This window comes from Rhizobium sp. 01N447_2, assembly GCF_056399245.1.
The window spans coordinates 23322-35071 of record NZ_JBFTQY010000065.1; the positions used below are offsets into that span (position 1 = coordinate 23322).

Genomic DNA, 11750 nt, shown 5'->3' on the forward strand with positions numbered 1-11750 from the left:
GCTTTCTCACGCCGTCAAATTCATGTGGCTATTGCGTCATATTCAATTGGCTGCGACCTATGTTAAGTGCTTGATAGATCTAGTAGTGCTACGACATAATCACTGGCTGCCTACACTACTCTTCAGCTCTAAAAATATCGTGGGAGGTCTGGGCAACCGGGCCTCTCACACTTTCATAAACAATATTGAAGTTGGAACTTTGGGGCCCCTTCAGATTAGCGGCCGAAGGGAGCCAGAACAGCCGATCATCGTACCGGTCGATACGTTCGTTCTTCCTCAGGCTTAACGTAGGATTTTCGACTGCTGGGGCAATCTCGCCGGATCCCGCTGGCCTCGCTTTAGCCGGCCCCTGGCCTTCGTTTAAAAGGGAAGAAAGTCGAACAGGCGCTTGCTGGCCCTCGCCGCCCAAGCCGGCTTCACGATTCCGGCAACCAATGGCGGGCCGAGCGATGGAGCCAAGGGCGGTTGGTAAAACCGGTTGAGCATCGCGTCGCAGACGTAATGCCCCCAGTTCGTCAGATGCTCCGTCTCTTTCGCACCGAGGAAATGAAGGTAGGTGCCGACCTCCGAGGGAACGACCGATGACGGCGGCAACGTGTAAGACGCATATGGCTTGAGTTCAGCGTCCTTGCTGTCGATCGACCAATAGACGCCGCGCGTTCTTGCGCGTAGAGCCGATTTCGCGAGATCGTCGAGGCCAAGCATATCAGCCTGTTTGGCAGCCTTGAAGCCGCCGATCAGGTCTCGGCGCCGCAACGACCTGACCTGATTGTCCGTCGTATCGAGAACGCGCTTGAGCTGGGAGAGATAGTTCCAGTATCCGCGGGTGGAGGACCGCCAAGGCGCTCCGGCATCGCTGACAAGCAGGCAGTCGCAGCGTTTCAGAGCCGGCTCGATGCCGTGATTGTCATAAACGCCACCATCGCTCAATATCGCCCTGCCCGGAGCAACCGGTTCGCCAACGGTGTCGTCGAGCTTTTCCCTCTTCCAGGAAAACTGCGACAGGTCCAGTCGCAGTGGCGACAGCACGGGCGGGAATGCCGCCGAAGCGGCAACCGCGGTCGCGAGCGAAAGTGTCGGATGAAACGACACCCCGATCCTGTAATCCGCGACATAGCGGTTCGACATCCGGAAGAGCGAACCGGTGCTGAGATTGCTGGAGCAAAATACGAACCAGGGCGATTTCGGAAGATCGCTCAGGCTTGGTGATTTTCCGTCGAAGAGATGCCGCTCGTAGAGTTTCGCGGCTTCCTCCGCCGCGCTCGAGAAGGGGTTGAACACGCCCTTCAGGAAGCTCGCCCCATCCGCGAATAGCTGACTGAAGGCCAGAATGCGATCGAGGTATTCTGTCTTGAGGTTGACGGCGACCTCGTTCTCAAAGACGAGCCGTGGCCACATATAGGCCAACAGGCCGGACGCGATCGATCCGCCCGACACCGACGAGATCATATCGAGTTTTGCCAGAAGACCGGCCTCGTTGAGCCTCGCAAGCGATCCCGCATGGAAAAGCATGGCCCGGTAGCCGCCGCCCGAAAGGCAGAGGCCGAGTTGGAAGCGCTCGGCCGGCTTGTCGGGTTCGTCAGAACCCGGCAGGGCGGTGTTCGATCGGGAATGTTCGTTTTCCGACATGCTCGGCCTCACTCAGGAATATGAGCTTCCCAACATTTCTTCCTCCGGGCAAATCACTGGTCGCGCGTCTTTGGGCCTGCGCGCTACTTACTCGTATGTCGGCGGGAGTTGGCATCGCATTTGTGCCACTCCCAGTTTATTCCGGCTTCGTCCTTATGGCCATAACACCAGTCCGCGCGATTGAGCAGCGGACCGAGTTCGTCGCGCCGTTTGCATGCCCGTAGCGTCTCGGCCCCTTCGCGATCGACACTTGTGCGGCAGATATCGTCCAATCCTGTCCACTGATGGATCAACCGATCCGGTGCCTTGGCCCCCTTGTCCGTGGCGAGCACCTTTCCGGTCTCGGACTCGATCTGCAGAGAGGCCGTGTTCCACACGAAAGAGAATTCCCCCATCCCGGAGGACGTCTTACCCGTGTCCCTGTTTCCGGCAAACCACTCGACAATTCCCGACATTTCGCATTTTCCGGCACAACTGGCAGTCACGGAGCCCGGCTTGACGCTGTAGATGCGCTCCGGCCAGCGTTGGGCGAAGGCTGCCTTTTCCTTCAGGACGGCGTCTTTGTCGACCGAGTTTCCGAAGAAGGAGACCTCGTCGGCATAGACGCCCTTCATAAAGGCCAACGCCGAGGCACTGTCTTTCGACCATTCGTCATTGTATCGGTTGACGAAATCAACCGCCTCCGTGGTCAGGTCGCCGGGTTCGGAGGCCGCCACCTCCTCGGAAGCGCTGGGGTCTGACGGCATGTCGGCGGGTGTTGCGCTCTCCTGCGGCGCTGCGCCTGGCGGGGACGGCGCGCTTTCCTGTGCCGAGGGCATATCCTCGGGCGTGTTGATGTTCCAGTCTCGCATTTCCGCAGCGGTGAGATACCGTATATCGGTGCTGTCGATCGACAGGCTGAGCTGCAGCAGATTGGGGCTTACTCCCATGTCGGTGAGATAGCCGATGATCTCGCCGGTCATCAATTGAACGGTCGAGACTGCCAATTTGTTGTCCATGGGGACATCGTCGGATAGGGAAATCCGATGCACGCCGATGGAGCCCGGCTCGGCGAACCTTTCGACGCCACCGACGAAGGCGAAGGCGCAAGCCGATGCACATTCCAAGGCTCTGATCTGGAGCGTTCTCGCATTCAGTGCGCGGATGGCGCGGCCGAACCTGATCGCGGTGACCACGTTTCCGCCGGGCGAGTCAAAGCTGATGTAGTCCGCTTGGTACTGCGTGTATTCGTCGACAAGCTGCATCGGATCGTCGGAGAATTCAAACACGCCATTTATTACCAGACCACGTCCCGGGGCGCCGTCCACACGTTGGTAGGAAATTGCTGCATGCCCCTCTCCTGCCATGGCGACGAACGCCAGCAGCATCGATATGAACGAGACGGATTTCCGCATATTTCTCCAGCCTTCGAGCACGTATATCTCTCCCGTCGTCACTCGCAGCATATCTTGCCCACCTATTGCCGGGCGATCATCGAATCCTTGCGATGAGACCGTCAGCCTTCAAATACGACCAAACCCGTGTCCATCACGAGTTTGAAGATCAACAGCTTTGACGAGAACATTTCAGACTTACCCCAACAGCATATAATCAATGCACAAGGGACAATCTTCTGACAAGCGGCACAATCAGAAGTTTTGATACAAGGTAAACGCGGGTTCCTCACCGCGATCGTGAGATCCCAGTCCACGCGATCCGGTGTGTGTCGGCCATTGATGCGAGAGTCGCAGGAACAAGGGGACGCTTCTTCGAATTTCGTCCCGGGTCCCGATCCGCCGTTAGGGTTTCACGCGGTCGGGATGCGCCGCCTGGAAGGCCGGCAGGTCTGCGCATCTGGCGTCGATATCGACGATGCGCTTGAAAGCGGTCAACTCAACGCTCCAGCGGCGGGCGTTGTAGACCTGGGGAACAAGACAGAGGTCCGCCATCGTCGGTGCATCCCCAAAGCTGAACGCGCCATCGGCTTTGCCGATCATCGCTTCCAGTTTGCCCAGCCCGTCGGTGATGAAATGCTTCATCCATTGCTCGCGGGCATCGGGCTTATTCGTCATGCTCATCAGATGCGACACGACATGCATATTGCAGATCGGATGGATGTCCATGGCGACCGCATAGGCAAGGGCGCGGACTTTCTGGCGATCGGCAATGTCAGGTGGCAGTAATCCGCATTCCGGCCGGAGCTCGGCCAGATATTCGATGATTGCCAGCGACTGCGTCAGTGTTTTCCCGTTGATCACCAATGTCGGCACCAGTCCCTGAGGGTTGAGCGCCAGATATTCCGGGGTCTTGTGCGCTCCTTCCAACAGGTTGATGGACACTGTCTGATAATCGACGCCCAAGAGATTGAGCGCGATGCGGACGCGATAGCTCGCCGATGATCTCCAGTAGTCGTAAAGAACGACCTCGTTCATCGCGGGTCGGCTCCGCGGTATTTTTCGACCGTCTGCTCGACCGCCCCGAAGACCGAATGGCCGGCCTTATCCTTCATCTCGATGCGGACTTGATCCCCGAACTTCATGAAGGGGGTCTTCGGCGATCCGGTCTCGATCGTCTCGATCATCCTGATTTCGGCAATGCAGGAGTAACCGCTTCCGCCGTCTTCCACCGGCTTGCCCGGGCCGCCGTCCAGCTTGTTGGATACCGTTCCCGAGCCGATGATCGTTCCGGCCAGGAGGTTACGGGTTTTGGCGGCATGGGCAATCAACTGGGCGAAATCGAAGGTCATGTCGAGGCCGGCATTTGCCCTGCCGAAGATCCGGCCGTTCAAGCTCACCAACAGCGGCAGATGCAGCTTGCCGCCATCCCAGGCATCCCCAAGCTCGTCCGGCGTCACCGCGACCGGAGAGAATGCCGAGGCCGGCTTGGACTGGAAGAAACCGAATCCCTTCGCCAACTCGTCCGGGATCAGGCCGCGCAGCGAGACGTCGTTAACGAGCATCAGCAGGCGGATGGCGCTGCGGGCGGCCTCGCGGCTGGACCCCATGGCAACGTCGCCGGTAATGACGGCGACCTCGCCCTCCATGTCGATCCCGTAGGCCTCGTCGGCCGCCAAGATCGGGTCGCGCGGGGCAAGGAAAGCGTCCGAGCCGCCCTGATAGATCAGCGGATCGGTCCAGAAGCTCGCCGGCATCTCGGCGCCGCGTGCCTTACGCACCAGTTCGACATGGTTGACGTAAGCGGAGCCGTCGGCCCATTGATAGGCACGCGGCAGAGGTGACGTTGCGTCATGTTCGTGAAACCGGATCGTCGGCTGGGCGCCCGTCTCGACGCCTTCGGCAATGAGCGCGAGCCTCGGAGCCACATGCTCCCAGTCGTCGAGCGCCGCCTGCAATGTGCGGGCGATATGACCGACCTCGGAACAGCGGGTCAGGTCGCGAGAAACGACGACGAGCCGGCCGTCCCGCGTGGAGTCTTTTAACGTTGCAAGTTTCATGTCCGAAATCCCGTGCCGGAGGATGACTTCACCTGATGCATCACTTGATACCGGGGGTTCCGTCGAACTTGCGTTCCAGGCCGTCCCAGCATTCCAGGTAATTATCCTGCAGCGTTTCAAGCTCGGCTGCGTATTTCGTCAGTTGCTGCGGGTACCGGGTCTCGAACATGAAGGCCATGGTGTGATCGAGCTTCACGGGTTTGAGCTCGGTATTGGATGCCTTTTCGAAGGCGAGCGCATCCGGCCCGTGCGGAAGCATCATGTTGTGCAGGCTCATGCCGCCCGGCACGAATCCCTCCTCCTTGGCGTCATACTGGCCGTGGATCAGCCCCATGAATTCGCTCATGATGTTGCGGTGATACCAGGGCGGGCGTAATGTGTGCTCGGCGACCAGCCAGCGCGGCGGAAAGATCACGAAATCGACATTCGCGGTGCCCGCATCTTCGGTGGGCGCGGTCAGAACCGAAAAAATCGACGGATCGGGATGATCGAAGCGGATGGCGCCGACCGGAGAAAATGTCCGCAGGTCGTACTTGAACGGGGCATAGTTGCCGTGCCAGGCCACCACGTCCAGCGGCGAATGGCCGATGTCCGTGACATAGAATTTTCCGCACCACTTCACATGCACGCGGCAGGGCGTTTCCTTGTCCTCGAATGCGGCGACAGGCGTCTTGAAATCCCGCGGATTTGCCAGGCAGTTGGCGCCGATCGGCCCGCGGTCCGGCAGGGTGAATTTCGCGCCGTAGTTCTCGCAGATGTAGCCACGCCAGACCGTCTGGTCGCCACCCCTCATGATCTTGAACATCATGCCGCGCGGGATCAGGCATATTTCCAGGGGCTCGAGGTCCATGATGCCCATTTCGGTGAACACTCTGATGGCGCCGAGCTGCGGCACGATCAGCAGTTCACCATCGGCGTTGAAGAAGTAATCGTCGACCATGTCCTCGTTGAAGACGTAGGCATGGGCTGACATGCCCACCTGGGTGGTGGCATCGCCCGCCGTCGTGATGGTCCGCACCCCTTCGAGGAAGGTCAGTCTCTCCGCGGGCGCCGGGATGGGATCCCAGCGAAGCTGGCCGAGGGGAAGCGAATGTTCGTCGAGGCACGGCGCGGTTTTCCAGAGCGGATAGGATGCGTTGGAGAAGCGGCGGGTGTGACGCACGCTCGGGCGGATGCGATAAAGCCAGGACCTTTCGTTGGTCCCGCGCGGCGCGGTAAACGGCGAGCCGGAAAGCTGCTCGGCATAGAGACCATAGTTGCACTTCTGCGGGCTGTTCTGGCCCTGCGGCAAGGCGCCGGGAAGCGACTCGGTTTCGAAGTCATTGCCGAACCCCGGCATGTATTTCAGCGTGTTTGCCGTCGCGGCTTCACCATCCGACGTCTGGATCGATGTCTGGTCCATACTCACTCCTCCCCGAAAACTCCAGCGCCGCGTGTCTGAAAGATGCGCGGCGCTGGTGAGTTTACTCCGCTGCGGTACCGATGACACCACGCTTGATCTGATCTGCCTCGATCGACTCGAAAAGAGCCCGGAAGTTGCCTTCGCCGAAGCCCTCGTCGCCCTTGCGCTGGATGAATTCGAAGAAGATCGGGCCGATGACGGTCTTGGAGAAGATCTGCAGCAGGATTTTCGTCATGCCGCCATTCACCACACCTTCGCCATCGATCAGGATGCCGTGCTTCTTCATGCGTTCGACAGGTTCGCTATGGCCGTTCACCCGTTCATAGGACATATCGTAATAGGTCTCCGGCGGACCCGGCATGAAACRCAGGCCGTTGTCGGCAAGCCTGTCGGTGGCGTCGTAGATGTCCTCCGTCCCAACGGCGATGTGCTGGATGCCCTCGCCCTTGTACTTCTTCAGATATTCCTCGATCTGGCTGGTGTCGTCCTTCGATTCATTCAGCGGAATGCGGATTTTGCCACAGGGCGAGGTGATGGCGCGGCTGACCAGGCCGGTGATGCGCCCATCGATATCGAAGAAGTGGATCTGCTTGAAGTTGAACAGGTTGCGGTAAAAATCCCACCACTTGTCCATGTTGCCGCGAAAGACATTGTGCGTCAGATGGTCGAGGTAATAGAAGCCGATCCCCTGCGGATGCGGGTCGCGCTCGCCAAGCCAGTCGAACTCGGCATCGTAGGCCGACCCCTTGGCACCATAGGTCTCCACGAAATAGAGCAGTGAGCCGCCGATGCCGACAATCGCCGGGACATCGAGCATCTTGTCGTCCCCTTCATAGGGAACAGCGCCTTTTGACACGGCGTGGTTAAACGCGTGCTGGGCATCGACGACGCGCCAGGCCATCGATGGGGCGCAGGGACCGTGATTTGCGACGAAACGGGCGGCATGACTGCCGGGTTCGGCGTTCAGGACATAGTTGATGTCACCCTGGCGCCAGACGGTGATGTCTTTCGTCTTGTGTTTGGCGACCGCAATGTAGCCCATGCGTGTGAAGAGCTCGCGCAGCGTCTCGGGCTCAGGATGGGCGAATTCGACGAATTCGAAGCCGTCGGTGCCGGCCGGATTGTCAGCGGTGATTTCCGAGGGCGGCGCGTCATGCGGGAAAGGACCCATTTTCTTTCCTCCAAAGGAGATGGCATTTGATATGCAAAGTGTGGCCCAAAACGCGTGCAAAGTTCTTGCATTCTTTATGCTTCAGGAAGAAATTATGCACGATCCGTGAGTGTATTGGAGATTTCGTGCAATGGATGAGCCGCTCGACAAATTGGATTTGCGCCTGCTCCAGGAACTTCAAAAAGACGGCAGACTGACGAACAATGAGTTGGGGGAGCGGATCGCGCTTTCGCCGTCGCAATGCTCGCGCCGGCGGACGAGACTGGAGGCTGAGGGATATATCCGCAGCTACCGCGCTTACCTCGATCGGCAGAAGTTGGGGCTGGATATGCTGGTGGTCATTTCCGTGACGCTTGCGACCCACAACAGAGACAATGCCCGCCGGTTTTCGCAACTGATCAACGGATTGCCGGAAGTTCTCGAAGCCTATGCGCTAACCGGCGAAATGGATTATCACCTGACGGTCGCGACCCGCGGGCTCGCCGACCTCTCGAAATTCGTCAACGACGTTCTGCTGCCCCACGAGTCGGTGCAGCATGTGAAGACGTCGATTGTCCTCGACACGCTGAAGACATTCGAGGGCTTTCCGATACACATGCCAGGCGGTTGGCATGGTGACGCCACGCGGTACTCCGGGTTGTAAGCGTCAGTTCAGATCGGCAGTTCGGTCGAGAATTTCAGCTCGCGCAGCACAAAGCTCGAGACGACCGTGCGCACATGCGGGTTGCGCATCAGATAGCGGGTCATGAAGGCTTCGTAGCTTTCCACGTCGCTTGCCCTTATCTTCAGCATGTAATCGAAGGCGCCTGACAAGGCGTAGCACTCCATGATCTCCGGCCGCTCCAGTACCATCGAAGCGAAAGAAGCGACCGCCTCTTCGTGGTGATCCTCCAGCGTCACATGCGCGATGACGCAGAGTTTGAGATCGAGTTTTCCAGGATCGAGCAGCGTCACACGCTTGCGGATGACGCCGTCGGCTTCCAGTTCCTGGATCTTCCGCCATGCAGAGCTCTGCGACATGCCGGCCTTTTCCGCCAGGTCGGCCAGCGACAGGCTGCCGTCGGCCTGGACGAGCTGCAGAAGCTTGCGACGAAAATTCCCAGGTTCTTTCATTTTCCGCATCTCATTCGGGAATATTTTCCACCATTATGGCGACAGCCAGCATGAAAGAAAAGAAAATCCTCCAAACCCGGATCATAATGGCAGGATAAGCGCCGTGCCTGGGAGGATCAGCACATGACCAAGGAAAGCAGCTATACCGCCAAACTGCCCGGCCCGGATGGTCTCTATGACTACACACCGGATGAAGATGCGATCTGGGGTGAACTCTATCGGCGTCAGATGAACCTGCTTTCCGATACCGCCTGCCGCGAATATCTGGATGGTGTCAAAATGCTGGGGCTGAAGCCCGATAAGGTGCCTCAGCTTCTCGACGTCAACAGACGCCTGAACGAAACCACCGGCTTCGGTGTGCAAGGCGTGCCGGCGCTCATTCCGCCGTCGCGCTTTTATGAGCTTCTGTCGCAAGGCAAATTCCCGCTCGCAACCTTCCTGCGCCGTCGCGAACATATCGACTATATCGAGGAACCGGACCTGTTCCACGAGGTCTTCGGCCACTGCCCCATGCTCACCAACCAGAGCTATGCCAATTTCGTCCGGCATTTCGGCGAAACCGCCGTCCGCCTCGGCAAGGGCTATTCATGGCACCTGTTCCGGATCTTCTGGTTCACCGTCGAATTCGGCCTGATCAATACGCCGCAGGGACGCCGCTGCTTCGGCGCGGGCATCGTCTCATCGCCCAGCGAAGCGAAGGCGGCAATGGAAGGCAAGGCATGCGAATTCCGGCCGTTCGAACTGCTGAGCGTGCTGAGAACGCCCTACCGGATCGATATCCTCCAGCCGATCTACTATGTCATCGACGGCTTCGCCGATCTGGAAGCGATCGTGGAGCAGGATATCGAGGCCACCATCCTCAAGGCAAAATCGCTGGGTGATTTCGCCCCCGCTTTCGAAGCCAAAGCGTCGTGAACGCCGATGATATGGCGGCGCCAGACGCAAACTACATCCCATTGGCGACAAGCCGGGGAAGATGGCGGGATTTGCGACGTATTCCCGTCACTTCGGCGTGGCTGAACTTCGACTGACGAAGTCCACCAGCACACCGGGCTTGACCATACCGGCCAGTTCTTCGGCGTCCCAGTTCGTCAGCCGCACGCAACCGTGCGAGCCAACCTTGTCGATGAGCTTCGGCTCCGGTGTCCCGTGTATTCCATAGGTCGGTTCGGTCAGGTCGATCCAGACCGTGCCGACCGGGCCGTTCGGCCCTTTCGGAATCGTCAGGACCTTGTCGTTCTTTCCCTGCTTGAAGTTGCGCTTCGGGTCATATCTGTAGACCGGCATCCTGGCGACGCCCTTGACTTTGTGCTTGCCCGACGGCGCCGGATTGTCTTCGCTTCCGATCGTCGCGGGATAGACTGCAAGCAGTGATCCATCCGCGGCATAGGCGAGCACCTGTCCCGTCTTCCTGTCAGCCTCGATCTTCTTGACCTTTCCTTGCCTTGGAGGACCGGGATCCACGACCCACACCGTATCGCCAGGAGCAAACTGCGAAGCCGGGTTGAGCGCATGCACGAAATCGATCCCCATGTGGAACCGCTCGGATAACTTCTCGGCAACGCTCGTATATCCCAAGCTCTGCATCTTTGCCTTCTCGCCATAGTCTTCCGGGATCTTGTCAACAAGACCCGTGGCATCCTCTGCCGAGACGACATAGCTTTCAACGATCGGGGAAACGATGGCGGCATTGCCTTCCAGGCGGGAGGCGACTTCCGGATCCGGCCTCCCATCGACAGGGAGATTGTTCATAGCCTCGAAGCCGGCCACGGCCTTGTTGACGTTCTCCCCGTATAATCCATCGATCACACCGGGAGACGAGCCTGCACGGTCGAGCAGGACCTGAAGGCGGACCATCGCCGGGTCTGGATCTGCGGGCTTAGGCTTCCCTGCCCCGATGGAAGCAATCGACGCGGTATTAATTGCTTCGGGTCGGAGTTCCCGCGCGGCAGCACCGCCAACGAAGATGGCCAGAGCGAGCAGCGACATCGGCAGGGCTGTTTTCATGGACGACAAATGGCCAGAGCGGGAACTTGTTCCACTGCGCGAGAGCGGCTGGAGAATTTCGGCTACAGCTACGTCTTCAGCGGAACCGCCGGCTTCTGTTCACGATGATTTCAATGTCCAGCCTCAGCAAATTCAGTACAACCGCCATTTGATCCGAAGGAGCTCATGATGCCGCGCGAGAGCGTCAATGACCTGATGGCCTTTCTGGCAGTCGCCCGAGAGAAGAGTTTTACGCGGGCGGCGGCGAAGCTGGGCGTATCTCAATCGGCGCTCAGCCATATTGTCCGCCAGCTCGAAACGCGGCTTGGAATCCGGCTTTTGACCCGTACCACGCGGGCCGTTTCGCTCACCGACGCTGGAGAACGATTGTTCCAAGGCGTGGGACCACACTTCGACGAGATCGAGGCTCAACTGGAAACACTCACCGCGTTTAGGGAAAAGCCGGCCGGCAACATCCGCATCACGGCATCCGACCATGCGATAAAGTGGATCATCTGGCCGAAGCTCCAGCGCTTCCTACCCAACAATCCTGATATCAAGGTGGAACTGATACGCGAGAACGGGCTGTCGGATATCGTGACGGAGCGCTTCGACGGGGGCGTCCGGATGGGCGAGCAGGTGGCGAAAGACATGATCTCGACTCGCATCGGACCTGATTTCCGTTTTGCCGTCGTCGGCGCACCCTCATATTTCGATGGCAAAGAGATTCCCGAGCATCCGCAGGACCTTGTCCGCCACAACTGCATCAATGAGCGCCTGCCCACCTATGGGGGCTTCTGGGCATGGGAGTTCGAAGACAACGGGAAAGAGATTAAAATCCGGGTCGAGGGACAGCTTGCCTTCAACAACTCCTATCAAGGCGTGGAAGGGGCTCTGGAAGGGCTTGGATTGGCTTACATACCGGAAGACGTCGCTCTTCCGTATATCGCGGAAGGCCGTCTGAGACGCGTCCTGGAAGCCTTTTCGCCATACTGGGATGGCTACCATCTCTACTA

11 protein-coding genes are annotated in these 11750 nt (G+C 58.9%); 3 read left to right on the top strand and 8 right to left on the bottom strand.

Features of this window, described 5'->3' with window-relative positions; all coding sequences use genetic code 11:
• Positions 1-360: 360 nt before the first annotated feature.
• From AC1ECN_RS30280 to hppD, 6 genes are all read right to left on the bottom strand, one after another.
• Positions 361-1629, bottom strand: a complete 1269-nt coding sequence (locus AC1ECN_RS30280) for a patatin-like phospholipase family protein (RefSeq protein ID WP_130661408.1) — start codon at positions 1627-1629, stop codon at positions 361-363.
• Between the two features lie 83 nt (positions 1630-1712).
• Positions 1713-3074 (bottom strand): COG3904 family protein, encoded by a 1362-nt coding sequence (locus tag AC1ECN_RS30285; protein ID WP_477955006.1) that lies wholly within the window; start codon positions 3072-3074, stop codon positions 1713-1715.
• A gap of 333 nt (positions 3075-3407) precedes the next feature.
• Complete coding sequence (gene maiA, locus AC1ECN_RS30290; protein ID WP_130672380.1) at positions 3408-4040, bottom strand: maleylacetoacetate isomerase; 633 nt, start codon at positions 4038-4040, stop codon at positions 3408-3410.
• Complete coding sequence (locus tag AC1ECN_RS30295) at positions 4037-5062, bottom strand: fumarylacetoacetate hydrolase family protein (protein ID WP_130672379.1); 1026 nt, start codon at positions 5060-5062, stop codon at positions 4037-4039. Before AC1ECN_RS30295 ends, maiA begins: the two co-directional genes overlap by 4 nt.
• 40 nt (positions 5063-5102) lie before the next feature.
• Positions 5103-6464, bottom strand: a complete 1362-nt coding sequence (gene hmgA / locus AC1ECN_RS30300) for a homogentisate 1,2-dioxygenase (protein ID WP_130672378.1) — start codon at positions 6462-6464, stop codon at positions 5103-5105.
• 61 nt (positions 6465-6525) lie between these two features.
• Positions 6526-7635: a 4-hydroxyphenylpyruvate dioxygenase gene (hppD, locus tag AC1ECN_RS30305; RefSeq protein ID WP_477955009.1), complete on the bottom strand. Its 1110-nt coding sequence runs from the start codon at positions 7633-7635 to the stop codon at positions 6526-6528.
• Between the two features lie 130 nt (positions 7636-7765).
• On the opposite strand from hppD, the gene AC1ECN_RS30310 reads away from it, so the two are divergent.
• Complete coding sequence (locus AC1ECN_RS30310; protein WP_018073198.1) at positions 7766-8278, top strand: Lrp/AsnC family transcriptional regulator; 513 nt, start codon at positions 7766-7768, stop codon at positions 8276-8278.
• Positions 8279-8286: 8 nt separating this feature from the next.
• Here the strand turns inward: AC1ECN_RS30310 and AC1ECN_RS30315 are convergent, their stop codons facing one another.
• Positions 8287-8748, bottom strand: coding sequence for an Lrp/AsnC family transcriptional regulator (locus AC1ECN_RS30315; RefSeq protein ID WP_003558669.1), 462 nt, complete (start codon positions 8746-8748; stop codon positions 8287-8289).
• Positions 8749-8871: 123 nt separating this feature from the next.
• On the opposite strand from AC1ECN_RS30315, the gene AC1ECN_RS30320 reads away from it, so the two are divergent.
• Complete coding sequence (locus AC1ECN_RS30320; RefSeq protein WP_130672376.1) at positions 8872-9663, top strand: phenylalanine 4-monooxygenase; 792 nt, start codon at positions 8872-8874, stop codon at positions 9661-9663.
• 87 nt (positions 9664-9750) lie between these two features.
• On the opposite strand, the gene AC1ECN_RS30325 is transcribed toward AC1ECN_RS30320, so the two are convergent.
• Positions 9751-10764, bottom strand: coding sequence for a L,D-transpeptidase family protein (locus AC1ECN_RS30325; protein ID WP_130672375.1), 1014 nt, complete (start codon positions 10762-10764; stop codon positions 9751-9753).
• A gap of 159 nt (positions 10765-10923) precedes the next feature.
• Between AC1ECN_RS30325 and AC1ECN_RS30330 the strand changes: the two genes are divergently transcribed.
• The coding region (locus AC1ECN_RS30330; RefSeq protein WP_477955011.1) for a LysR family transcriptional regulator at positions 10924-11750 on the top strand (827 nt) is incomplete at its 3' end.